32 protein-coding genes are annotated in these 24259 nt (G+C 41.9%); 30 read left to right on the top strand and 2 right to left on the bottom strand.

Features of this window, described 5'->3' with window-relative positions; all coding sequences use genetic code 11:
* The first annotated feature begins 55 nt into the window (after nt 1–55).
* On the top strand, nt 56–388 hold the full coding sequence (locus tag Q0A08_RS12480) for a hypothetical protein (protein ID WP_438461877.1): 333 nt from the start codon (nt 56–58) through the stop codon (nt 386–388).
* A 150-nt stretch (nt 389–538) separates the two neighbouring features.
* Here the strand turns inward: Q0A08_RS12480 and Q0A08_RS12475 are convergent, their stop codons facing one another.
* Nucleotides 539–1264, bottom strand: coding sequence for a S24 family peptidase (locus tag Q0A08_RS12475; RefSeq protein WP_438461876.1), 726 nt, complete (start codon nt 1262–1264; stop codon nt 539–541).
* A 210-nt stretch (nt 1265–1474) separates the two neighbouring features.
* On the opposite strand from Q0A08_RS12475, the gene Q0A08_RS12470 reads away from it, so the two are divergent.
* From Q0A08_RS12470 to Q0A08_RS12450, 5 genes are all read left to right on the top strand, one after another.
* Nucleotides 1475–2020 carry a hypothetical protein gene (locus Q0A08_RS12470; RefSeq protein ID WP_438461875.1) on the top strand — a complete coding sequence of 182 codons (546 nt, stop codon included), beginning with the start codon at nt 1475–1477 and terminating at the stop codon, nt 2018–2020.
* A complete protein-coding gene (locus tag Q0A08_RS12465; RefSeq protein ID WP_438461874.1) occupies nt 2013–3767 on the top strand; it encodes a replication endonuclease in 1755 nt (584 codons plus the stop codon). Before Q0A08_RS12470 ends, Q0A08_RS12465 begins: the two co-directional genes overlap by 8 nt.
* A gap of 24 nt (nt 3768–3791) precedes the next feature.
* Entirely contained in the window at nt 3792–4052 is a 261-nt protein-coding gene (locus Q0A08_RS12460) for an ogr/Delta-like zinc finger family protein (protein ID WP_438461872.1), read from the top strand.
* Nucleotides 4053–4114: 62 nt separating this feature from the next.
* A complete protein-coding gene (locus Q0A08_RS12455) occupies nt 4115–4942 on the top strand; it encodes an alpha/beta hydrolase (RefSeq protein WP_438461871.1) in 828 nt (275 codons plus the stop codon).
* Between the two features lie 121 nt (nt 4943–5063).
* Nucleotides 5064–5636 carry a DUF4262 domain-containing protein gene (locus Q0A08_RS12450; RefSeq protein ID WP_438461869.1) on the top strand — a complete coding sequence of 191 codons (573 nt, stop codon included), beginning with the start codon at nt 5064–5066 and terminating at the stop codon, nt 5634–5636.
* 61 nt (nt 5637–5697) lie between these two features.
* Here Q0A08_RS12450 and Q0A08_RS12445 read toward each other — a convergent pair whose 3' ends face one another.
* Nucleotides 5698–7485: a DUF7217 family protein gene (locus Q0A08_RS12445; RefSeq protein ID WP_438461868.1), complete on the bottom strand. Its 1788-nt coding sequence runs from the start codon at nt 7483–7485 to the stop codon at nt 5698–5700.
* 332 nt (nt 7486–7817) lie between these two features.
* Here Q0A08_RS12445 and Q0A08_RS12440 point away from each other — a divergent pair, with 332 nt between their 5' ends.
* The 24 genes from Q0A08_RS12440 to trpC all read left to right on the top strand — a co-directional run bounded on the left by Q0A08_RS12440 (nt 7818) and on the right by trpC (nt 24257).
* Nucleotides 7818–8285, top strand: a complete 468-nt coding sequence (locus Q0A08_RS12440) for a phage tail protein (RefSeq protein ID WP_438461867.1) — start codon at nt 7818–7820, stop codon at nt 8283–8285.
* Nucleotides 8286–8486: 201 nt separating this feature from the next.
* Complete coding sequence (locus Q0A08_RS12435; protein ID WP_438461866.1) at nt 8487–9596, top strand: DUF2586 domain-containing protein; 1110 nt, start codon at nt 8487–8489, stop codon at nt 9594–9596.
* Nucleotide 9597: 1 nt separating this feature from the next.
* Entirely contained in the window at nt 9598–10047 is a 450-nt protein-coding gene (locus Q0A08_RS12430) for a phage protein (RefSeq protein WP_046016626.1), read from the top strand.
* Entirely contained in the window at nt 10047–10451 is a 405-nt protein-coding gene (locus Q0A08_RS12425) for an N-acetylmuramoyl-L-alanine amidase (RefSeq protein ID WP_438461865.1), read from the top strand. The genes Q0A08_RS12430 and Q0A08_RS12425 overlap by 1 nt, the downstream gene beginning before the upstream one ends.
* Entirely contained in the window at nt 10452–10877 is a 426-nt protein-coding gene (locus Q0A08_RS12420) for a hypothetical protein (protein WP_438461863.1), read from the top strand.
* Nucleotides 10878–10887: 10 nt separating this feature from the next.
* Nucleotides 10888–11070: a phage holin gene (locus Q0A08_RS12415; RefSeq protein ID WP_009835684.1), complete on the top strand. Its 183-nt coding sequence runs from the start codon at nt 10888–10890 to the stop codon at nt 11068–11070.
* A 2-nt stretch (nt 11071–11072) separates the two neighbouring features.
* Complete coding sequence (locus tag Q0A08_RS12410) at nt 11073–11399, top strand: putative phage tail assembly chaperone (protein ID WP_063338852.1); 327 nt, start codon at nt 11073–11075, stop codon at nt 11397–11399.
* An 8-nt stretch (nt 11400–11407) separates the two neighbouring features.
* The gene (locus Q0A08_RS12405) at nt 11408–11539 is read left to right on the top strand and encodes a DUF6890 family protein (protein WP_438461862.1); all 132 of its coding nucleotides are present in this window, start codon (nt 11408–11410) and stop codon (nt 11537–11539) included.
* A gap of 21 nt (nt 11540–11560) precedes the next feature.
* A complete protein-coding gene (locus Q0A08_RS12400; RefSeq protein WP_438461860.1) occupies nt 11561–13204 on the top strand; it encodes a hypothetical protein in 1644 nt (547 codons plus the stop codon).
* Nucleotides 13204–13515 (top strand): DUF2590 family protein, encoded by a 312-nt coding sequence (locus Q0A08_RS12395; protein ID WP_438461858.1) that lies wholly within the window; start codon nt 13204–13206, stop codon nt 13513–13515. Before Q0A08_RS12400 ends, Q0A08_RS12395 begins: the two co-directional genes overlap by 1 nt.
* Nucleotides 13512–14705 (top strand): baseplate J/gp47 family protein, encoded by a 1194-nt coding sequence (locus tag Q0A08_RS12390; protein WP_438461857.1) that lies wholly within the window; start codon nt 13512–13514, stop codon nt 14703–14705. Before Q0A08_RS12395 ends, Q0A08_RS12390 begins: the two co-directional genes overlap by 4 nt.
* 2 nt (nt 14706–14707) lie before the next feature.
* Nucleotides 14708–15337 (top strand): phage tail protein, encoded by a 630-nt coding sequence (locus tag Q0A08_RS12385; RefSeq protein ID WP_438461856.1) that lies wholly within the window; start codon nt 14708–14710, stop codon nt 15335–15337.
* A gap of 9 nt (nt 15338–15346) precedes the next feature.
* Nucleotides 15347–15916, top strand: a complete 570-nt coding sequence (locus tag Q0A08_RS12380) for a phage tail-collar fiber domain-containing protein (protein ID WP_438461855.1) — start codon at nt 15347–15349, stop codon at nt 15914–15916.
* Nucleotides 15913–16767, top strand: coding sequence for a hypothetical protein (locus Q0A08_RS12375; RefSeq protein ID WP_438461854.1), 855 nt, complete (start codon nt 15913–15915; stop codon nt 16765–16767). The genes Q0A08_RS12380 and Q0A08_RS12375 overlap by 4 nt, the downstream gene beginning before the upstream one ends.
* A gap of 9 nt (nt 16768–16776) precedes the next feature.
* On the top strand, nt 16777–17046 hold the full coding sequence (locus Q0A08_RS12370; protein WP_438461853.1) for a hypothetical protein: 270 nt from the start codon (nt 16777–16779) through the stop codon (nt 17044–17046).
* Between the two features lie 47 nt (nt 17047–17093).
* Nucleotides 17094–17984, top strand: coding sequence for a hypothetical protein (locus Q0A08_RS12365; protein WP_438461852.1), 891 nt, complete (start codon nt 17094–17096; stop codon nt 17982–17984).
* A gap of 69 nt (nt 17985–18053) precedes the next feature.
* On the top strand, nt 18054–18980 hold the full coding sequence (locus Q0A08_RS12360) for a hypothetical protein (protein ID WP_438461851.1): 927 nt from the start codon (nt 18054–18056) through the stop codon (nt 18978–18980).
* A complete protein-coding gene (locus Q0A08_RS12355) occupies nt 18980–19492 on the top strand; it encodes a hypothetical protein (RefSeq protein WP_438461850.1) in 513 nt (170 codons plus the stop codon). The genes Q0A08_RS12360 and Q0A08_RS12355 overlap by 1 nt, the downstream gene beginning before the upstream one ends.
* The gene (locus Q0A08_RS12350; protein ID WP_438461849.1) at nt 19489–20037 is read left to right on the top strand and encodes a hypothetical protein; all 549 of its coding nucleotides are present in this window, start codon (nt 19489–19491) and stop codon (nt 20035–20037) included. The genes Q0A08_RS12355 and Q0A08_RS12350 overlap by 4 nt, the downstream gene beginning before the upstream one ends.
* Nucleotides 20027–20713, top strand: coding sequence for a hypothetical protein (locus Q0A08_RS12345; protein ID WP_438461848.1), 687 nt, complete (start codon nt 20027–20029; stop codon nt 20711–20713). The genes Q0A08_RS12350 and Q0A08_RS12345 overlap by 11 nt, the downstream gene beginning before the upstream one ends.
* Nucleotides 20698–21438, top strand: a complete 741-nt coding sequence (locus Q0A08_RS12340) for a hypothetical protein (RefSeq protein ID WP_438461847.1) — start codon at nt 20698–20700, stop codon at nt 21436–21438. Before Q0A08_RS12345 ends, Q0A08_RS12340 begins: the two co-directional genes overlap by 16 nt.
* 360 nt (nt 21439–21798) lie before the next feature.
* Entirely contained in the window at nt 21799–22377 is a 579-nt protein-coding gene (locus Q0A08_RS12335) for an aminodeoxychorismate/anthranilate synthase component II (RefSeq protein ID WP_438461846.1), read from the top strand.
* 8 nt (nt 22378–22385) lie between these two features.
* Nucleotides 22386–23420 carry an anthranilate phosphoribosyltransferase gene (trpD, locus tag Q0A08_RS12330; RefSeq protein WP_438461845.1) on the top strand — a complete coding sequence of 345 codons (1035 nt, stop codon included), beginning with the start codon at nt 22386–22388 and terminating at the stop codon, nt 23418–23420.
* 21 nt (nt 23421–23441) lie between these two features.
* On the top strand, nt 23442–24257 hold the full coding sequence (gene trpC, locus Q0A08_RS12325; RefSeq protein WP_438461844.1) for an indole-3-glycerol phosphate synthase TrpC: 816 nt from the start codon (nt 23442–23444) through the stop codon (nt 24255–24257).
* The last annotated feature ends 2 nt before the right edge of the window (nt 24258–24259 follow it).

The following is a 24259-nucleotide window of genomic DNA, read 5'->3' as shown; positions in this document are numbered from 1 at the left end:
GTGATACTTATGTCATCATGACGAAAGAGCACGTTTAAATTTAGGTTGTACACTCATGTTTAACTTATTTGTAGCACTAGCGTTGGTGCCATTTATTGCCGTTTTAGGTTGGATTATTTTTACTACTTTTACGAAAAGAGGGAGTAGGTATATTTTTTATGGTGAGATATTAAAATCATACGAAGGAGCAAAAAGTAATCGACAAAAGCAGATTCATTCAATTTCAGTTCATGCGGTAAAATCTGATGATGGTCGAAAAGTCGGCTTAAAGGTGTCAGGTTCACGGTCAGGAGACCATGAAATGTTACCCTTAGTTTTAACGGTAGAAGAGACTAAAAAACTAATGTCAGATATGCAAAAGGCTATTGAATTCAAAGAAGGCTACTGAAAGTACTGAACAAAAGCCTTTAGGTGATGATTAATGTATTCACTCTGAACCAATATGAACTATTTTCTATTTTAACAAAGTACTGAAAGTATCTTTGTCAGAGCATTTGATAGCCGCTATAAGCCGCTATCAAACACTGAGAGTTATAAATTAGAGCAGAACTGAATACCAAAAAACGCGACCGATGACTCTGACGTCTAAGGCACTCTCTCCACTCAGCTCTTCATCTTGATGGTCTGGGTTAGCAGAACGAATTCTCAATCCATTAAAAGGTAAGCGGTATAGGTATTTTACCCTTAGCATGCCGCCATGCTCGATCGCATACATTTTCCCATCTTGGATCTTGATTTGGCTGGTATCTAGGCCAACAGTTGAGCCGTTAGGCAGTATCGGCTCCATGCTATCGCCATTCACTTTGCAGCAAGCCACTGTCTCGCTTGAAACGCCTGCTTTATTAAGGGTTGAGACATTAAATCTAAGTTTTTGGGTGGCAATATCTAGCACGTTGTTAAATCCGTTTCCTGCTGACAACTCAATTTCACTGAAAAAAGGTATTTCTACCTCGTTTGGGTTTAAAGGGGTATCACTGTCCCAAGCATCGATGTGTCCTAGGTTTAGGTGCTTATCTTGGTTGTTGTCCTCTTGAGTTTGAGTTGTCTGCATTTCTCCCGTGCCATATTCAAGCCACTCGGTTCTAACCCCCGTTGCCTTTGAGATAACTTGCACTTTTTCACGTCGCGGTTGAGATTCACCATTAAGCCATTTATTCGCAGCTTTAACGGTTGTGCCAGTTTGTTTTGCTAGCCAAGCCCCAGCACCGTGGCGCTGTATGCCTGCTTTTTGCAGTGCTATGAGAAGCCGATCTGAAAAAGACAAAGTGATTACCTTAAATTTATGAACCAAGAGTTCAATTATGATTCATTCTTGCGGAACTTTCAGTTCATATGTATTATGTACCAAAAGTACATAAATTGAAGTTTTAAATGTACTAATTTAGAAATGTGAATTAATAGGTGACTTTAAGTTCACATAGTTTAATCGATTAGATTTTAGACATGGCAGATACCTACTGCTGGAGTAAGGAATATGACAGCTCACGCTATTCAGGTTAATTATCCAAAAACACTCTTATTTTCTTTTACTGCAAGTGAAAGGAATCTTTTGAAGGAAGTCGCAGGTCACTGGATGAAGATGTATGCCTGTCATGAGGTTGATCGTGGCAACTTGGTTGGATTTCATTTTTTAACCGTATGGGACCCTTTAGTCACCTTAGAAAAAATTAGGCTTCAGCCTTGCTTTAAAACTGATGCAATCAGAAGAGGTGGCTATGAATTTGATATTGGTCGTCAGCGAGATGTCCCACTATGTGTCTATGAAGTACAAATGTTATGTGAAATGGTGAAAGCGGCAGTGGAATGTCGTTTAAATCGATTCTTGTTAATAGATAAAGGTTCGATGACTGATGTTGTGGGAAGGCGTTTAACTTGGTCTTGGATGAACAGTCAGGTAACCATTGCCCTATCGCAAAAGCTCGACCTATTGGATCAGGTAGCGGGCCTTTTTAATGGGCACAGTGCTTATCAATCAAGCTGTTTAGCAATTGAAAAGCTAGCAGGGGTTGAATATGCCTAAGCAAATACCTTTAACTCCATCCAAATCAAATGCGACAAATGAGTGTCTTAAGTGGCGTGGCTCCTTATTAAATTCCCTTCATCCTGATGATGCAAAATTACTTAGTGCTAGGTTAGCAGAGAAAGATCAGGCCTTTGGTTATATTACCGCTAATACTTGGCTAAGAAAGGTGATAGGTCGCTATCAGCTGTTAGCTAAGCTTTCTACCCTTAGGCCAGTGGTTGCTAAGGAAGCGAATCGTTTAGCGAACTACCTAGATGAAGCAAGTGCCTATGCGTGGTTGAAAAGTGTGGTTCAGCGTTTGCAGTATTGTGACGCCTTAATTACCGATTTAAGTGGCGATACGTTAGCGACTTGGGCTTGGCAAAAAAGTCATAGTTTTGAAGTCGAGTTGGTAAAAATTGGTACTCGATCCAATGCTGAAGCGGTGAAAGCTTATATACGGCTTTATTTACTACAGGCTGGCGTTGATTTTCATGACTGGCAAGATAACGACAAAATTGCAGGTCTGGCTGCGCGCATGATTACGGCTAAATGGTGGGTGAGACAAGCGAGAAGGCAGTGGGTCAAGGTAGAGCAGGTATTAAGAGAATGTGGTCAGGTTCATAAATATGCATCGCCTTATGTATCCCACTGGTCTCTGAAAAAAGAGCAGCAGAAGCAAGCGAATCAAATGGCCTTTTTAGATGGTTGGGAAGCCATAAACGACCAAGGCCAAGCCTACAGTTTGGCGCAACTCGCCGAGTTAGGTGTGGCTAATCCTGACAAGCGTTTTGCTGAACTTATGGTTCGAAGTCGTGGCTTGGAAGAGATCGCGCAAGAGCAGAATCATGATGCTTGGTTTATTACCCTGACTTGTCCTTCAAAATATCACCCTATTTCGCAAGGTAGGCGTAACCATAAATATCGATTGGCAAAGAGTCCAACCGTGCAAGAGGCTCATGCCTATCTAAATCATGTGTGGCAATGCTTTAGGGCTTGGTGTCATCGTCACGGCATTGCATTTTATGGTGTTAGAACCGTTGAGCCTCATCATGATGGTACCCCTCACTGGCATCTAATTGTGTACCTAGATAAAGCGCAATCGGAACGCTTTTTAGTGGCATTTAAACGTTACGCACTAGCGGAAGATGGTAAGGAAACGGGTGCTGAAAAACACAGACTCAAAGTGCTTAAAATAGTACCTGAAAAGGGAACGGCGACCGCTTATATCACAAAATACATTTCAAAAAATGTTCATGGAAAACACCTTGATACAGACCACGCGTCAGGCCGTTCTGGGGAGGATGCCGCTAAGCGTATTGTGGCTTGGGCAAGATTAAATCGAATCAAACAATTTCAATTTATCGGTGGTGCTTCTGTCACTGTATGGCGCGAATTAAGACGACTACAGATTAAGGCTGCTCCTCGTGCATTTGCGGCCATTTATCATGCGGCAAATCGAGCGGATTATGCTGCTTTTATCAAACTTATGGGCGGAGCTTTTGCTGGACGTAAACAAACGCTGGTTACGCATTATAGTGATCCAGAAGAAAACCAGTATGGCGAAATGGTGAAAAGCATTAAAGGTGTGGCAAATGGCATAGAGGTTGTTATTACGCGTCTTTATGAATGGCGAGTACAGCGTAAGCAGTTGGAGTCTATCGAAGAAACAGTCTCTGAACTTACTTGGACTAGTGTCAATAACTGTACGCCAACCCAATTACTCAAGCATGCTCACATAACTAATCAAACTCAAGCAAATTAATTTAAACAAACTAAGGAGAGTTCCATGGCATTTCGTATTGAATGTCCTAATTGCCAATCTAAGGCAGTCATTTCTAATAGTAATAATATCGCTAAAGATATTGATCAGGTCTTTATGAAAGAGCTTTACTGTCGCTGTCTGAATATAGAAAGCTGTGGCTGCACCTTTGTCGTGTCCGCCTCATTTTCTCATTACCTCAATCCACCACAACAAGATATTGTGGCCATGGCGAAGGAAATTTTAAAGAAAGAGCAACAGCTTAAGCTGGATGGAGGGAGGTGTTAAACTCTCATTTAATTTGATGTGAATCGGTTACGTTTCTTGAATAAGCATGAGAACTAGATTTAATGGCAAACTTTGATAAAGCGTTTAATTTACGAAAGCGGCATCCAACAGGCATGCTGCACATGCTTGCCAACGAAGTACAGAGCAGGTTTACCCGCTTAACTTATCGTGCCAGCTTAGATGTGAGCTATGGGTCAAGTCCTGGTGAAAAATTGGATATCTTTCCTGCGGCGAAGGCGAATGCTCCTGTGTTTATTTTTATTCATGGTGGTTACTTTAGGGCATTAGACAAAGCGCAATATAGTTATCTGGCGCAGGCTTTTGTGAAGGCTGGCTGCACCTTGGTGTTGGTGAATTATGATTTAGCGCCAAAAGTGACGGTTAAAGAAATTGTTGAGCAAAATATTAAAGCCTTTGCTTGGGTGTATGAGAATATACACAAGTGGCAAGGAAACCCTGGACACCTTGTTGTTGGTGGTCATTCTGTGGGTGGTTTTTTAACGGCTAAAATCCTTGCTCATGATTGGCCACAAGCTATAAAACAGAGTATCAAAGGGGCTGTTATGCTAAGTGGGCTTTATGACCTTAAACAGATGCAGCAGTCCTTTTTAAATAAAGTGTTAAACCTGAGTGATCAGGAGGTGGCTGAATTAAGCCCTATCTTGGAAACAGGTGTATTTAATTTTGTTCCTCATATCATTATGGCAGTGGGAAATGATGAAACGAACGAGTTCACTCGACAAACCCAGGTTTATAGTGAGAAGCTGAAAAAAGAGAATTGTCGTTTGGACTGTTTGTTTTTAGAGGGTAAAAATCACTACACAGTGTCGCGCTTATTAAGTCATAAAGAGAATACCTTAATGGAAAAAATATTCACTTTGTTGGTTTGATCCCAAGTTATTCACTCAGTGTTTTTTGAAGATGGATTGCAAAAAGGATGTTGATATTTTGAAGTTGGTTTTATCTATTTTACTGCTTTGTTCTTCGCTACAAATACAAGGGAAAGAAGCTATGTCTCAGGAAAACGTGCCTCAGGAAAAGGTGTCTAAGGAAAGCGGCTTAAAAGCAGCCGTATTCATGGAGAGTATGCCAACGGGCTTTGTTGCTCCACCTGCAGAAACACAGCAAGATAGTTTGATATTAGAGCAAATTAAAAAAGTGGGTTGGTACAACCTGCATATAGGGCAAGAGGATGATCAAGCTGCTTTCTCATTTAGCATTGGTCACTTTCAACAACATAATCACCCTGAGTTAATCCTAGTTGGCTTGCCTGCCGAAGTCGCAAATCAGTTATTAAATATTGCGGTTGTTAAAATTGTCGGTGCAAAAGAAAGGCTTGAGCCTTATAAAAAATATGATGACTTTACTGAAGGTCTTGCTGTTGCTTTTATTCCTGTTGAATTAGATTTCTATCGAGATTATCTAGGCTACGCAAACTGGTATTATGGTGACTTACCAAAACCTTACCCTGTCTTGCAAATGGTGTGGCCTGACCGAGAGGGCTACTTTCCTTGGGAGGCAAAATTTGATACGAGTTTTAAACAAGCTCAGCCTCTATTAGGTTTTGGGCCAAACAAACCCTAATTAAATTAGGATTAGTCTTTATGAGGACTAATCCTATAGTTTCTTCTTATTCTCTTTCTACCTAATTATTCAGCGTATTAGCTGCTTCTTCTAAGTTAGATCCTAGTATGTCAGTATTTGAATCTATCGTTTGAGCTAACGCTTCTAATGCCTGATTAAGCTCTGTTATTGCGGTATTAATATCTCTTTTAAATCCTGTCATAGCTGCTTTTGTTTCCTGCTCAAAGCTAATCGCAGTGTTCTCAATACTTGTTACAAGTACAAGCTTGTTGCTTAAATCATTTGATAGGCTTTTTAATAAGCTATCAATTGTTGTTGATAAACTATTTACTTGTCCCTCTAGCTGATTACTTAAGTCATGAATAGCGTTTTCAGATTGATTTGAAAAAATTGTTGCTTGATATTTAACTTGGTCGATTAGCTCATCGTATTCAGAAATAAAGTCATCTATGTCTGATTCCACGCCTTCAAAGGCATGATTAATATCTTCCTGAATGGCGTCTTTTTCTGCTTCGTAGTCATTGATGACATCTTCTGTATCTATGCCCTCTTCAAGAACTTGAACAAGATCATCTCCTAGTAAGTTTTCGACATTGCGCTCTATGGCAAACTTAAGTTTGTCATCGGCAAATTGACTGATAAGCGAGCCAACACATTCATCCTTAATTAAGCTTTGCAAACTAAAGGACGTTGCCATCTGCTTATGGGCTAAATACATTTGGCTTAAATTGTCTACTTCGGTGCTGACTGTGTTTGTTAGATAAACCACTTGTTCATCTAATACGCTTTCTAAACTTTTTAATTGGCTACTAAAGCCAGTGGCAAACTGTGTGAGATCATCAGTAATGGGAAGCAAGATAAGGTTTTTAATTTCAGTAAGCTTAGTTTCATAGTCATTAAACTTAGTTGTCAGACTCGTTTGATAGGCTAGTAGCTGAGTTTCTGTACTGCTTATGTTTTCCATAAGGTTTTCTTGATACTCATCTAGACTCGTTTTATAGCTTGCTAGACTTAAATCGAGTTCTTCTTCATATTTGGCTGTGCTAACGGCAATGCTGGCTTCATATGCATTCACTTCATCTTGATAGTTGTCTAAACGGCTATCTAGATTTTCCAAATATTCATCTTTACTTTTTTCGACCTGCGTTTGGAAATCTTCTAAGCTTTTTACCTGGTTTTCCTGATAGCTAGTTAAGCTTTCTTCTACCGTTTTCTCGAACTGAGTTAAATCATTCTTAACTGTATCGAGTGTCTTCTCAACATCTTCAATCTCTTGTTCAAGTCTGCTTAACTCGGTTTCCAGTGTTTTAAGATCACCTTTTAGCTCATTAACCTCTCCATTTAGGCCATCTTCTAGATGAGTTAGTTCGGCTTCAAGGCTATCTATATTTTGCTCTAAAAAATCTAAGCCTTGTTCGAAATTAATCATAAGGTCATAAGTGGCATTTAAGTTTGAATCTGCAACCCCTGCTAAGGTGCCAGCCAGGCTATTAATGTTAGTGCAGGATGCTGGCAGTTCAGTGAGATAAGAGTCGACTTCTTTAATCGCTGCTGCAACTTGCATATCTTCTAGAAAGCTTGAGATTCTAGCCTCGAGATGAAGCTGCAGTGTGACAACACCTGTTTGATAGCTTTTTAAACTTAATTTAGCCTTACCTAAATCACCTGAATAACTTGTAAATAGGTTAGGCTGCAAGGCTTGTGAAAACTTGCCTAATACATTTTGTATTTTTGTTTCTACTTGTTCTGCCTTTTCTTTTACTTTGGCACTAATCGCCGTGGTACTACTTTTAAAATTAGCCCCTTGTTCAAAGGCGTTAAAAATATCCTTATTAAAATTAAGACCCATGTCTTTTTCCTTTTTTATGAATGTGTTGCCAGCTGCAAGGTTACTTATTTAGCCATGCTTTATGCGCTGGCAAGGGCATATTACCTATCAAAAACCGCATAAATAACGCTTTTTAGGACAGTGTTTTGTGATACCTGAAAAATCGCAATTTAGCGGATTTTAGCCGCTGGAAGCCTGTCTCTGGCTGGCTTATTCTGCACCTATCGACAAGGCAAGGATGTCTTAAGGGGCCAATAGGATGGCCCAGGGAAGCAAGGATCTTCTCGTCGATCACTCTTAGGAGTAAGAGGGCAAAAGCCCAATCTATAAAGCAGTAAAAGAGAAGCGAGTTTATGGAAAAGCTTGAAGCACTAAAAAGTTACTTGATTGCGAAATCAAACTTGTCGGCAGGCGCTATCAGTGCACAAGTGCAAAGCATGGTGCTTAAGCCAAAAGGTGTGGATGAAGGGAATCAAGTCTTGCTGCATAACCTGGGCTACCGCGCTGTCATTAATCTGATTGGCTTCCCTTATCAGGCGCAAGAGATTGCTAGCTTTAATGCTCACCTGATGACCTGGCTGGCAGACAATGATGACAGGGAAGAGTTGGAAGATGCTTACCCAAGTATCTCAATCGACCTGCAAGATGCTCAAACGGCTAATTTAGAAGTGAGTTTAGCGTTTGAAGAGCCGGTTTATATCTCTTCAAGTCTTGATGGTGAGATTGAGTTAGCTGATCAAACTTGGGTCTTGGGTAGCGCGGAAATAGATTGGGCTTTGAGTGCTGAGGTAACAGGGAATCTAGTGAACTTGGCAAATTAAGGGAATAAGAGGTTAGGTCAGGAAGACCAATATCCAGAATGTTATCTGCTTATTTAAGGATAAATACACAGAGGCAATGTGGATTGAAGGAGAAATGATAGGGCCCAAGGATGATGGCCTGACATTTCTAAAGCGTCAGCGCTAGGGCAGGAGTAGCCCTAGCGTTATGACTAAAAAGTTAAAACAAAACAGGAAGTTAAAATGGCTTTAGGACAAGTTAGCGTAAGTGACGTGGATTCAGGGCAGGGAGACTTTTCCTCTCCAGAGCGTCAGTTCTTATTTATTGGTAAGGCAAGCGCGAATCTAGATAGCATTTTGTATTTAGATCAAAGCTCAGATTTAGATGCACTTTTGGGCGCTTCGGTAAGTGGCTTGAAAACAAGCTTGGCGGCCGCTAAGGCAAATGCTTCAGCAAATTGGACCGCCGTTGTGATGCCAAGAACCAATGAAGGTGAGTGGCAAACAGCATTTGATATTGCCATGGGGCAAAACATTGTATGTGAAGCCGTTGTGGTGGCTGATGCGATTACGGCTCAAAGTGAGCTAGATCTTATTGCGACTGCGATTGCGGATACTGAAAACAGCTATGGTCGCTCTCTTTTCTTTGTTGCAGCAACAGCAGCGGCTGCTACTTCAGACAAATGGGATGCTTTCATTAGTGCCTTTGATACTTTGCAAGATGGTGTGGCGTCAACTGGCATTATGCTGATTCCAGAAGTGTTTGCGGGTTGGATGGGGACAGTCTGTGGCCGTCTATGTAATGAGGCTGTGACTATTGCTGATACACCTATGCGTACTCAAACTGGTGCCATTGTTGGCTTATCAACACTTCCCTCTGATGTGGATGGTACGGTTTTTAATATGGCTCATGCCAAAGCGCTGAATGATGCCAGAGGGACAGTGCCGCAAGTTTATCCTGATTATGACGGCATTTATTGCAGTGACGGTATGACACTTGCGCCAGAGGCTAGTGATTATGCTGTGATTGAAAACCTGCGTGTCGTGAATAAGGCCAAGCGACAAGTACGTATTTTGGGCATTAAAAAAGTCGGTAACCGTGAGCTAAACAGCACACCTTTGTCGATTGCCGCCCATGAAACTTACTTTATGCGTCCGATCATCAATATGAGTAAGAGCTTAACCTCCAATGGCATTTATAAGCCAGGTGAAGTGAAACCACCTCTAGATGGGGATATCACAATTAGTTGGGCCTCACGAACCAAGGTGCAAATCGCGCTTTTAGTTCGCCCTTATAACTGCCCTAAAGCGATTCAAGCTTATATCGCCCTTAATCTAACTAGCGAGGTTTAGCATGCAACATATTTCGGGATCAGATATCAATATTTCCATTGGTACTCAGATTATTAACGTTAAGCAATACACCCTAAATGTGGAAGACGGCATTAAGCCAACTACGACTCGCGGTGTACCTGATGGCTTTGTTCGTGGTGCTGTCTCTGCCAGTGGTGAAATTACATTGGATACTCAAAGCTATAACAAGCTGGTGGAAGCGGCGAGAACAGCAGGTTCATGGCAGCAACTTGGCGTGTTCGACATTGTTGGTTTGGGTAAAACCCTAGATCAAGAGTTTAAAACGGCGGCTTATGGTTGCAAGTTGCGCCTGAGCAAGGTGCTAGATGCCAGTGGTGAAGGCGGTGACAAGCTGGAACATACTATTGCTTATGATGTGACAGATAGCCGTTTTATCGAAATCAATGGCGTGCCTTATTTGGATAAAAGTTTCATTGAGACCCTAGGTTAATGGAGCAAATAGATTACCTAGTGGTGCATTGCTCAGATACACCTAATGGCCGAGAAACTCATGCTCAAGACATCCATAGATGGCATTTAGAACAGGGCTGGGACGGCATAGGTTATCACGCAGTAATCACCTTAAAAGGCGAGGTGCAATGGGGCCGACCAAGGTATTGGCAAGGCGCTCATGCTGACCCTTTTAATGCTAGGTCTTTAGGTATCTGTCTTATCGGAAGGGATGAGTTTACTAACGCACAGATGAGAGCGCTAGAGGGCCTTTTACTGTCGCTTAAGTTGGATTATCCCAAGGCAAATGTGGTGGGGCATAGGGATTTAAACTCTCATAAAACCTGTCCGAATTTTGATGTCAAAACCTGGTGGTTAGATGTTGAGCATAAAGGGATAGATTAAATGCTGGGATTAATCACTGGTCTGCAAAGCCTTTTGGGTGCCTTAGCGGCACCCATTTCTAAGGCTTATCAGGCAAAGCAGACAAGGAAAGCCGCGGCAGAGTCTGCACAAGCCAAACTTAAGCTGGTGGGCCAAGAAAAACGCTTTGATTTGGATTTAAAGGAAGCCGAATGGGAAGCGTTGGCCAAACGGCAAGAGTCTGCTTCTTGGAAAGATGAATACGTGACTCTGATTATTACTTCGCCTTTCGTGCTGCTCTTTCTTGCCGCTATGGCCAGTGCTTATAGCGGGGACATGCGCTATCTAGATGCAGTCAACCTGGGTTTAGAAAGTTTGAAGTCCTTGGGGGTTGAGCTAGGTGAGTTATTAAAAATAGTCGTACTGGCGGCTGTCAGTATTAAGGGCATGGGATTGTTAAGGAAATAGGGAGGCACACATGGAGAAATCCACCGTAGCCACCGCATATGGGGCGTCGATAACCACGACGCTTGCAGGTTTTTCAATGAATGAATGGGTTGCCATGGGTGGCTTGATCATTGGTATCGCAACATTTTTAACCAATTTTTGGTTTAAACGAGAGCACTTAAAATTGGCTCAGAAACAAGTACAAGGAGAGTAAAGATGGCACAGCTAATTGAAATCACCATAGGTGATACAGATTTTGAATTTAAGGTAACAGACAAAGAATACAACAAGTTTGTTGATGCCATGGCGAAAGGCCAAACGGTTTTGCCTGCTTATAACCTTTTGTCGTCAACGGTTAAAAGTGAGCAGCATGCAAGCTTGAAAGCCTTGATGGTGAATGAAGATTCACAGCCAAAAGCCAAATTGGTCATGGATGTGATGGGTATTCTAACCGACGAATTCTCCAGTGATCTGCCTACGGTGGTAAAGCTGCGCAGGCGTTCCGGGACAGCATCGACAAAAATGGCTTCGAGCAACTCGTAACCTTGAGGATGCGCTGGCTTCCTCATGAAGATGATGAACCGGAAAGCCTAGGACGGGCGCTTTGGTTAGAAGAGCGAGAAATGAAGAGGGAAACGGCAGCCATTGCCAATGGTATTGCCAAGGCCTTTGCAGGCAAATAGGGAAGTAGCTAGGGGTAAAACATGGAAGCTCTTGAAAAATTACAGCTAAGCCTTGGCAAGCTAAATCAGTTTCCGAGCTCTCTTGAGGGAGTTCAAAACGGGATTCAAGTGTTAGTGAAGCAAATGCAAACTGTCTTTGAGGCACCTTATCAAGCGGTTTTAAGCCTAACCGCAGGTTTAGATACCTTAACGCTAGAAGTACAGAACTTGATAACTAGCATGGGCGTGTCTGATGCGACAAAAAATGCTGCCGGTCAAGTCGATCTCTCCAGCGGTGTGACAACAAATTCGGTTATTGCTTCTGTTGATATCGCGGGCGAATCAAGCTCCAAACTACAGATTTTACATGACAGTTTAGGGCAGATTAAAGGGCAGGTTGCCAGCCTTAAAACCTTAAGTGGTGACAATATTATGGGCCGTGTATTCGGAGAATCGAATATCTCGGCTTACACGGATTCTTTTTCTACATTGAAGCAAGGCTTGAATGAGCAACTGGCGCTTTGGCCAGCATTGGATACTAAAGTTCAGGCGCTTTCTGGCAACTTGATGACACAGCTTTCTCCCATGTTAAGTCCTTATATTGATGAGGTAAAAGCCATGGGGAAAAGCCTTGATGGCTGGGCTGACAAGTATCCAAGTCTTGCGCAAGGGGTAAATACAGCAGAGCAGGCATTGGGCTCCATGATGGAAGTGATTAATATGGTGGGGGTCGCTCAGGAAATGCTCAATTTAGCTAAAAGCCATGCCATAACGCTGTCGCAAAATTGGTTAGTCAAGAATCTGGTTATTACGCCTCTGCTTAAATTACAAGCCGCCGGTGTTTGGATTCTTAATGGTGCTATGAAAGCAATGGTGGCGACTGGGCCTTTGTTGATGGGGTTATTTACCTCTCTAAAAGCCGGTGTACTCACAAGCTTGCCGGCTATTTGGAGTTTTACCGCTGCTTTATTGGCGAATCCGATTACTTGGATTGTGGTGGGTATCACAGCCTTGATCGCTGCGCTAGTCGCCATGGTGGTTTACTGGGATGAGGTGAGTGCTGCCATAGGGCGTTTTACGGATTGGGTTTTCTCTGCGTTAAGCCAAGGTTTTAGCTTTATTAAAGGGCTATTTAGTGACAATGAATGGCTTAAATTAGCCTTCTTTCCTCTCTATGCCGTGATTGAAATCGTTGATCTTTTGATAGGCGTATTTGATCGAATTCCGCAATGGTGGGGAGAGTTTCAAGTCTGGCTGGGTGAGTTATCTCTGATGCCTGACATGAGTTTTGATTTTGCCTTTATAGAAACCATCAAAGGTGCTTGGAGTGAGCTAAAAAATTGGCTTACTAGTTTGAATCCTTTTGGCTTTATCGGAGAGTCGGCTGACTGGATTAAAAATAAGTTCAGTTGGTTACCGGGTGTGGATGCTAGCCCTGATATACAAGCAAATCAGGGCTTGTCACAAAAAGTTGCCGAGCAAGGTATGGCACAAGGTGCAAACCTAACCTTACCAGGGGCAGAGTCATCTCAGACGGGTGAGCAAGGCGGCTTATTTCAATCTTTCAGCAACCTATTTGCCAGTACCAGTAAGCAAAGCCATGTGGAAAAAATTGAAGTGAATAATTATGGCCAAGGGGTACGTGGTGATGAATTGGCCCATGAAATGGAAATGCAGGTGGGCTAATGGACAGCATAGATTTAAGCATCATAGATGATGACTTGGTACTAAACCTATTGGGAGAACCTGAGCTTAGGGCAGAGGCAGTTTGTATAGCACAAGACCTAAGACACATGCTTAGAGAAAAAGGTTATGCCTTTAGCATGATAGGTGAGAGAAGCCAGGTAAAACTGGCCACTCTCACCACTCAGGTAGAAATTGAAATGGAAAACGATACACGTATTTACCCAGGGACGGCCAAGGTGGCGTTAATAGGGGAAGCACTTAACTGTAGTGCACGTACGTTAAATAACGAAGCGATAGAGGTAACCCTATGAAGGAATTTGAAAGCCTATTAAAGGATGAAGGTGTACCCATTACCGAAGCTGAGATTAAGGCGGCGTTTAAGCAAACCGTGACCGACTCTGGCTCTAAAATCAGTAATGATTCTGCCTATAGCCCTTTTTGGCGCTTGATCTCAGCGGTCGCGATTCAGCCTGTGATCTGGCTAGTGAATGCTTTGGTTCAAACTGTGATGCCACAATTTTTTTTAAAGACAGTTGGAGAGGGTTTTATTGACCTGTGGGGTAACAATTATGGGGTGGAGCGAAAAAAAGCTCAACGGCTAGAGGGTCGGTTGCAATTTACTCGAGCAGGACAAGAGGGAGATATTGAGATTCCGCTTGGTACACGGATTCGTACCGAGCCCTTGAATGACATTGTTTATGAACTGGAAACAACTTATCCAATCGTGCTGGGTAAAGATGATAACTCGATTAGTGTGCCAGTTCGCGCTGTAGCAGAAGGCAAGGCGTATAACTTGGAAACTGGCCAGTATGTGAACTGTGATATCCAAGGTGTCACTGTGACGAACCCTGATAGTTGGATTCAAGTGGTAGGAGATGATGATGAAGATATTGAAGCATATCGCTTACGCATTCGTAATGCTTTTAACTCCTTAAGTCATTATCACACGGATGGGGTATATCGACATTTGATTGCGAAGTTTGCTGGTGTTTCCACTGACATGATTTGGTTTGAACATGGTGTGAAAAGAGGTGGAACTAGCGTGGTACCAGGAGCGGCTGACGCTTATGTTTTGTTCGAACTTGATGCACCTGCTGACAGTTATCTAGAGATTATTAATCGCATGATAAGAGATGAAGGCTATCACGGTCATGGTGATGATTTAGAGGTTAAGAAAGTACCTGATTTGTTAGTAGACCTTGGTGTCACTGTTTACTTTCCTGTGGCATTAACGGCGGAAGAAAAGGCAGCTAGTTTGACTGGTATTGAGCAGGCGATTGAAGCGGCTTTTAGGTCAAATTCGGCTTATGTAATGACTCAAACTCAGCCTTATTCACGATTTTCTTTTACTCGCTTAGCCAGTGAGGTTTATCAAAACTTCCCTGAGATAGAAAGTATTGATTTTAAGGCCATTACTGATGGGGAAGAAGTGATTGGAAGCCACATAAGCGCTGAACTTGAAATCCCACGTTTGGCCTCACTCAGTGTGCAAGAGGGTTAGTTATGGTTGCTAAATTTGAATTGCCTGTATGGATTCGAGAAGGCAAAGAAATTAACAAGCTAGCGGATGCTTTTGTGACCTTTTGGGATAAAACGGAAGACTGGATAAAGACGCCACTCAATCAGCTCGATGCCGAGACCTGCCATGTGTATGTGCTTAAGCTTTTGGCGTATCAAAATGATATTGACCGATTTGCTGATGAACCAGATGAGCTCTTTCGTAAACGTGTAAAACACGGGGTGAAAAATGCCATAGATGCGGGCAGTAAAGGAGGCTTTAAAGAGGTTCTTGCTCGCTTTGATGTGCCTTTATATGGACAAATTGAAAGAGACAGTGAAAGTGACTGGGATGTCATTACTCTTTGGTTGGCTGACTCTAGCTTGACCCAAAATCCAGAGCTTGCTCATCACATTATCCGCCAATATGGCCGAACCTGTCGCCGTTATGAATTTTTGATGGTGGATGCTATTGAATCCATAGCCGTAGAGGGATTTAGCTTTGGTATTGATAGAGGGGTAGAGCAAATAAGTGGACGAACGGAATATGTATTTGCTGATACGACAGAGCCTGCTAAGGCAAGTATCGCTCAGCACTTTATTGAACGAAGCGAAGATAGGATAAATGCAATTTAAGGACGAATGATGACAGATATAGTAAGTGGAACAGTAACAGATGCAGGGGCACGCTACATTGCCCAAAAAGCCGCGAGTTTAGAACCTGTGGTGGTCACCCACTTTATCTTGGCTAATGTACCAGGTGTGGATGAAACCACACCAGCAGATGCTGCGGCTGGTATTCCAGATAATAGTTATTTAGTGGGTGGCAATATCCTTGTTCAAGACCCTCATTATAACGATGACAATGCGGTGACTTACTCACTGGTACTAGACAGTAGTGTGGGTGATTATGACTTCAATTATTACGGCATAGTCACTGACTCAGGTGAGTTATTAGCCTATTCCTATATTCCGCTGAATAAGAAGCGAAAAGATATAGGGCAGGTGATTAACCGCAATTTAGTCGTGCCCTTTAGCAATGCGAAGCAGTTGACGGGTGCAGATCTGCCACTGGAATCTTGGCAGTTTGATTACGAAGCAGAAATGCTCGCTATGCAAACCAGCATAATGCAAAACAGCGCAGCGACCATATCCGCTTTATCAAGCGCCATTAAAAATCATGAAAGATTATTAACCTTGGAAGGGAAGCTATGAGTGAACTAAGCACAGCGACAGCAGCGTTAACGCTAGCTGCGTCTGAAATGAAGGAAGCGAAAGAGCTTTTTGAAGATATTCGAGCAGATGTTGACTCATCTGCGACTGAATTGGCTAATTTCGTAAGCCAGCTATCTCAAGATGTAAATGAGGTAATTAGCTCTGTGATGGACGTGACGCTTTATGTATCGCATAACGGAGACGATTTAAATTCAGGTTTAAGTTCATCAAGCCCACTTAAAACACTTGATAAGGCATTTAATTTGATACCTGAAGGTGCTTTGGGAGCAATAAAGTTAATGCTCATTACGGATGATAATGGGGGCCCTTTATTATATCCAGTTGATACTGGCCTTGAGGCTACATCAAAAAATATTATTTTATTTTCAAATGATGGTGCTGGTAATGGTTTAAAAGTATTTGATGGTGGTGGCTTTATTGTGAGGAGCGGTGGCTCTATAAAATTTGCTAATCCGTATGATTTTAACATTTACATTGAATCTTCACGAACTAATGACTCATTAGTTTATGGCTATGGAGGGAGTGTCCAGTTCGGTGGCTATTATCCAGTTAATATTTTTAATGATTCACCTAGTTTAAAATCGATTGTTAAGGCCGCTTATCATACTGGTGATCACAAAATTGGCTCAACCTTCAGTTTTGTCGGTATGACAAAGCTAAATACGTCAGAATCTATACAAAATAACTTCTCTTTAATAGATGGAAATTTATCTTGTTTTGTTATTTTGAATACCTATTCGTGTGTTTTAGATGCAGAAACAAGCTTGTTTTCCAGTGACTTAAAGCCACTACAAATTCCTGGAAGTGGTGCATATTTACTATCAATATAGGTGATTTTTATGACAGGAAAAATAAATGTGAATGTTGGTGGAAAACAGTTTATAGGCTGGCTGGAGGAAGATTTAAATAAAACTGGAATTAATAATAATGCTCTTCTTATAGGTTTTAATGAAAAACAGAAGGCTTTTAGGTTCGCCGCTTATAAATCAGAATCAGACCTTCTCTATATGGAATGGCAGTTCGATCATACACCAGAAGCTGAGCAAACATGGCGTAACAAGGTTGCAGAAATAAAAGCGAGATATCCGCTAACTGATAACGAGTTATAAATACAGCTTAAAAAAGTTGAAAGCTGAAAGTTAAAAGGAATTTAAAAATGAGTGATTTTACATACTCTTTAGTGGCAATGAAGGATGCAACAGAAGAGCTAGTACAAGCAAAAGAAGTATTTGAATCCATCTATGATGGCTATCAAGGCGCCTTAGCTGAGTCGATTCAAACGCTACGTAACTTGGAACGTTATGCACAAGCGCTTGGTAAAAATACATTGACTGTGACGTCAACGGCCATTGTTTCTGATTTAGCAGCGGGTGATGAAATAAGCCTCATCATATCAAATACAAATGATGAGGCCTTGGTATCACTTGATGTGAATGCTCAAGGGGCAAAAAGTATTGTTAATGTGACCGCTGCTAGTCAGCTCTTTGCGGAGGCTTTAGTCAAAGTGCGTTATGACGGCACTGCTTTTTATGTGATTGAACAGATTAACGCTAAGACAGGTAATGCTGTTGCAGATATTGGCAAGCTAGTTACCGATACCACGGATCTGCTTAGCATAGGGGAGGTGGCATTAAATGGTGCAGAGCTTAATCGAGCTGAGTTCGCGATTGCTTGGGCCAAAATCAAAAACACCTCAAACCTCATTGATCAAGCCACCAAAGATGCTGACCCTATTACCTATGGTGGTTTTTGGGGTGAAGGGGATGGTTCGACCACCTTTACCTTGCCCATAGTCGGTGGTGAATTTATCCGTATGTTTGATGATGGGCGCGGTGTTGATACTGATCGTGTCTTTGGAAGCTGGCAAGAAGATGAGTTCGAATCTCATTCACACACATTGCATGCCTATAACGATGTAGGTGGAGCTCATAATTATCAGATGTATTGGGGGGGAGGTACTGCACAAGGTTCTTCTGAATCAGGCTCTGATGGTGGATATGAGACTCGACCTCGTTCTATCGCGTATTACGGAAAAACTCGTTTATAAAATTTTATAAGTAGCTAATAAACAAACCTAGGCTTCTTTAAGCCTAGGTTAATTCAAGGATGAATTATTATGAGTGAAATACTCGATGCCATTAATGCATTAGGTGATGCGACTGCGGATATGACCCTGGCTAAAGAGTCATTTGAAACTGTGCGCCAAGATGCTGAGCAGGCCATTTCAGATCATTTATCTGAAGCAGATGCCCACACCCAATATGTTAAAACCGACACCTTTGAGCAAGTTAAAAAACTGCCTATTTACCCTGAAGTTATGTCAGATGATAGCAGGTTAGCAATGACGTTAGACAGCTCGGTGTTAACTATCGAAGCGAATCAAATCATCAGGCTTTATGGCTGGTTAGAAATCAATACTTCTGATTATGCAGTCCGCACCTTTTCGATCAATGATACCAAAACTTACCATTTGCGATTTAATCTAACAGATGGTTTTTATCTTAAAGATTTGTCGGATGTTGAATATAACCCTGATTCATTGGAAGACTTTGAAACCGCCTTTGATACAAGTTATGACGATCTACTTCTTGCTGAATTTAAAAGTGGTGTTTTGAAAGTTTATAAAAACGTATCTGATATTCCTAAAGGAGAATTTGCAGCTATTGAGACTATGGATTCTTATTTGATTAGCGGCACACAAGATTTGATGTCTTTAGAAATAGATCACGGTTTTGCTCGAAGAGTTAATATTCGTGTTAAAACACAATTTCTTAATTCGTCTACAAGTGTTGGACATGGATACGCAATACTTAGTTTGGATGAAGAGCTTTTATACTCTTCTGAGCGCTTTCATGTTGGAAAGGATAGTGGGGGTTACCAATATAAAACAGCGAACGTAGCTGAGAAGGGCGCCATTATGAAGCGAGAAAAACGAACAGCAGTTCTTAGCTCTACTAATGAATCTGGCAATGTTTATTTTAACTGCCAATGGCATTGGACTCATATTGATTTTGTTTCATACATCAAAGCGGAGATTGTCTAATGTTTGCAATTTTAAATAATGACCTAGTTATAGGCCGTACCACTCAAGTTCAAACCCATAATATTGAATTGGAAAGTTCTGTTGATATTACTAAACTACGTTTTGATGGTGTGAAGTGCCTTGATATGACAATAGAAGAAAGGACGTCTTTCTTTATTGATGAATACAGCAGAAAGCATATTGTGTCGAATAAAAACTGGCAGGCGTTAGAATGCCACTTCAACGATACTTTGGTTAAAGATAATGATGTTTGGCGTGTTCGAAATGCTGAAGATGATTACCAAGATGCTTATCAAGCTGTTGATGATGCAAGACAAGCGGCTTATACCGCTAGAGTGCGCCAGCTTCTTGAAGAGGCAGAGATTAAAGCTCACCTTGGTGAGAGTGATGAATATGCTCGTTTGATGGATCTGGCCGTGGAGGAGCGTGCGAGTATTCAAGCTCAAAACCCTTGGCCTGCAGCTTTGAATGATGAGGTTGAAGTTGTCGCTAGTATGGATGAAACCCCATGATTACCCTTATTCTCAACGATACTAAAATCTCAGGCTATGGGGTGAAGGTGACGTGTGAATTAGCTTTGCCAGAGGAGGACTTGTCTGGTCAAAGCTCTTCTTCGGCTACGGCTGAGAAGGGATTTAAGCCTAAACGTCTTCGTGTGGCGATGAAGGTGAAATATGACGATGCGTCTGAGCTTGCCAATATTGTGAGTTTAAGTACGGCCTTGGATGAAGATAAAGGTACCCGTTTGGTTTACAACATAGAAAACCAAACGGCGAGAGCTTTTTCTGTTCGACAAGTACGCTTTAGCGACAAGGTGTCGGCGCAAGAGCTGGATGATGATCAAGCCTGGTCTGTGTCTTTTGTCTTGGTCGAACACCTCTCTATCCCTGAAAAAGTGGAAGCCATGAAGCTTACGCAAAATGAGCCTAAGATGGCGACAGCGGATACCAGTGTTGCCTCAGAAGCTGAGAACAGCGAAACCAGTAATTGGCTGGAGAATGTGCTCAAGTACTTGGATTCTGCCCTAGCCGATGAGGGGACAAGGAATGAAATATAACTTTGTGCTCAAGGTTAATGGCAAGCGAGTGAATTTGGTTTCTCATGATGTTGCATTGGATGCGATGGCCGCTGGCCGTGCATCCTTTGTGGTGCAGTCTGAGAAAGCCTTAACAGGGTCTGTCTATTTCAGTTTTGGGATTAATAACGGACAAGAGCATGGCCATTTTTATGGTTATATTGAGCGCTCGACGCCTGCTTCAAATCAGTCTCAAACCCTATTTTGTCGAGAAAAGTCTAATGTGTTGAGCATGCGTGTGCCTTTGGCATTACGCAATAAAACACTCAAGGATTTACTGACAGAGGTGAAAGCGATAACGGGTTGTGGCTTTAGCTTACCTCAGTCCAGTTATGCTTCTACCCCTGTGCCTTATTTTGTTAATACGGGTTCTGGCTTTCATCTGCTAAATAAAATCGCCCAAGTATTTGGCATAGAGGATTTTACTTGGCAGCAAAAGCGAGATGGTCTTATTTATATTGGTGCTTGGTCTGATAGTCATTGGATCGATGCTCCCGTAGAGGTGCCAACAGCTGTACTGGATAAACAGTTATCAACTCAAAGCGCTGAATTAATGGCGATTCCGGGTTTAAGGCCGGGTTACCTGCTTAATGGGAATCGTCTTTATAGCGTGAGATTGCAGGAAGCAAAAATGGTGGTGTCATGGAAAAAGCCTTAACGCGATTAATGCAAAAGAAATATCCTGAGTTAGCCTCAGGTTGGCATTTGCCTATGTGGGCGAAAGTAACGGATATTTTAACCCCTTTGGCAGGTGAGGTTGTGACAGAAGAAGCTCCTGTTTATTCTGTTTCAGTACAGCTTTTAGATGTAAATGGTGAGGAAGACACTGAGTTGCCGATTCTGGAAGATGTGCTTTTACCTGTGAATGCAGGTGGAGAACAGAGAGGTTTCTGGTCAAAGCCAAGTCTTGGTACCTTGGTTGAAATTGCCTTTATGTATGGCTCCCCCGCCCATCCTTTTGTACGCTCTGTTTTCCCCCATGGTTTGAAACTGCCTAATATGGCGGAGACAGATCAAAGGTGGCAGCAGTCTGAGCAGGCGTATATTCAAGTTAATCAAGATAATGAATGGGAAGTGAAAGGCAAAAGTAGCAAGCTCACCATAGAGGATGACTTAACCGAGCAAATTGGCAAACTACGTGAAATTATTGCGACCAAGCATCATGTGGGAGATGAGTCGACGAATATCTATCGTCTGCTGCATGATTTAATGAATACCGTGGCTGACCTTGCGAATGTGGCAAGCTCTCATAACCATTCGTATTCATGGAGTGATCCAGGTGGTGCAGGGACAACTTCCCCGCCGATGCAATCTTCAAGTTACAGCCAAGCAAGTACTCAAGCCAGTGAGCAAGCGGGTAAACTCGCTCCGCTGCTAAAATAGGCTTTTTTCAAAGATAAATGGTTGGTATTTAGTTATATCAGCCTTATATCTTCCTCATATTATCCTTTAAATTTATCCCTTCTTTGTTTAGTCATTCTTAAGCTGTTGAAAGCTCTGCTATACAGGCATGGCTGGATTTTTTGATAAATGAATGTCGTTTTAAAAGAGGGAGTTAATTTTAGGCTTTGCAGCTATATTGAAATACAAATCTAGTGTTAGAGTTACGATGATAAATAAGATAAAATCCGCGCCAATACGTCATTATTTATCTGTATTCAAGTGTTTGAAAGGGGTGATAATAGGGGTAACTCAAACATGTTATTTAAACAAAACCTTTAGTTTCAATGGCTTGAACTATTTATGTTATTAATGATCGATAATTACGACTCCTTTACATATAACCTAGTACAATACTTTAGGGAACTAGGTGCTGAGGTAGAAGTCTATCGTAATGATGAAATTACCCTAGAGAAAATTGAAGCACTGAACCCCTCCCATTTAGTTATTTCTCCCGGACCTTGTACACCGAATGAAGCGGGTGTGTCATTGGCTGCGATTGAGTATTTTGCTGGAAAAATACCTATTTTAGGTATTTGTTTAGGGCATCAGAGTATTGGGCAGGTGTTTGGTGGTAAAGTGGTTCGTGCCAAACAAGTAATGCATGGAAAAACATCATCGGTACATCACACGGATTCGTCATTGTTCCAATCGTTACCTAATCCTCAACTTGTTACTCGTTACCACTCATTGGTGGTAGAGCAAGCCTCATTGCCTGCGTGTTTAGAAGTAACGGCATGGACTGAAGGATGTACGGGCGAGTTAGATGAAATAATGGGACTCAAACATAAAACCCTTCCGATTGAAGGGGTGCAATTTCATCCAGAATCAATATTAACGGAAGCAGGACATGATCTGCTTGCTAATTTTTTAAAGCGATAGGAGACATAATGGATATCCAAAGCGCCATTGCCACTGTCATCGAACAGCAGCATTTAAGTGCAGAAGAAATGCATGAAGTCATGCATGCAATTATGACTGGAGAAGCGACACCGTCACAAATTGGTGGCTTTCTAGTCGGCCTTCGCATGAAAGGTGAGACAGTTGCTGAAATTGCCGCTGCTGCAAGTGTGATGCGTGAGTTGTCTTCTAAAGTCGAATTGTCAAATATTGATAATATTATCGATACCTGTGGTACGGGTGGAGATGGTGGCAAGTTGTTTAATGTCTCTACAGCATCGTCTTTTGTTGTGGCGGCAGCTGGTGGCAAGGTTGCCAAACATGGTAACCGTTCAGTGTCATCAAAATCAGGTAGTGCTGACTTATTGGAAAAGGCTGGTGTAAACCTAGCATTGTCTGCTGAGCAGGTGAAAACCTGTGTTGAAGAAGTGGGTTTAGGCTTTATGTTCGCGCCTAATCACCACTCTGCAATGAAGCACGCTATAGTACCTCGTAAGGAAATGGCTGTTCGCACCATTTTTAACTTACTTGGACCACTAACAAACCCTGCTGGCACTAAACGCCAAGTCATGGGCGTGTTTGATAAAAAGTGGGTTCGTCCTATGGCCGAAGTACTTCAGCGTTTAGGCAGTGAGCATGTGATGGTTGTTCACTCTCAAGATGGGCTAGATGAGATTAGTTTAGCTGCACCGACTTTTGTTGCTGAACTTAAAGACAATGAAATTCGTGAATACAGTATTCAGCCAGAAGATTTTAATATTGAAACTCAATCTATCATGCCTTTACAAGCTGAGAATGTTGATGAGAGTTTAGAGTTGGTGCAAAGCGCATTAGAAGGTAAAGGTGTGGTTAATCCTGCTCGTGATATTGTCGCTCTAAATGCCGGTGCTGCTATTTATGTAGCGGGTATTGCAGATGATCTAGCTGAAGGTGTTGCTATCGCAGAAGATGTTATTGGCGGTGGCTTAGCGCGAGTGAAACTAACTGAACTAGCAGCATTTACACAATGCTATCTAGATAACTAAATTTTAGGAATTGTGGTTAATATGCAAATTGAAACGCCAACAATATTAAAGAAAATTGTTGCTAGAAAGTATGAAGAAATTGCTGAGCGAAAAAATCATACACCCTTAGATAAATTAAAAGTGGCTGTCACTGCAGCGAATTCACATAATCGTGTTCGTGGTTTTGCTGCTTCTTTAAAAGCGAAAGTTGCTCAAGGTGATTCAGGCGTTATTGCTGAGATAAAAAAGGCATCACCGAGTAAAGGTGTGTTGAGAGAGATTTTTGTTCCGGCCGAAATTGCTAAGTCTTATGAGAAAGGTGGGGCAGCTTGCCTGTCTGTTTTAACCGATAGAGATTTTTTCCAAGGCCATGAGGACTATTTGGAAGAAGCTAGAAATGCCTGCTCCTTACCTGTGATTCGCAAAGATTTTATTGTGGATGAATATCAGGTTTATGAAGCAAGAGCGATTGGTGCCGATTGCATTCTTTTAATTGCTGCTTGTTTGTCTGGTGAAAAGCTGAGAGCGCTTGACCAACTAGCTCGTGAATTAGGTATGGACGTATTGGTTGAAGTACACAATAAAGCTGAGTTAGACCTTGCTTTAGAATTTACTGAAACTGAGTTGTTGGGTATTAACAACCGTGATTTACATACGTTTGAATTGAGCTTAGAGAATACTTTTGAATTATTGCCTTACATTCCTGCAGATCGCTTTATTGTGACTGAAAGTGGAATCCACACTAGTGATGATGTGGCGGCAATGAGAGAAAAAGATATTAATGCCTTTTTGGTCGGGGAAGCCTTTATGAAGGCTAACGAACCTGGGGCAAAATTAGCAGAATTATTTGAAGGGTAGAC

Source organism: Marinomonas sp. PE14-40, from assembly GCF_051623805.1.
GTDB lineage: Bacteria > Pseudomonadota > Gammaproteobacteria > Pseudomonadales > Marinomonadaceae > Marinomonas.
Note: the sequence above shows the minus strand (reverse complement) of the source record. Positions and strands in the feature narration are given on the sequence as shown.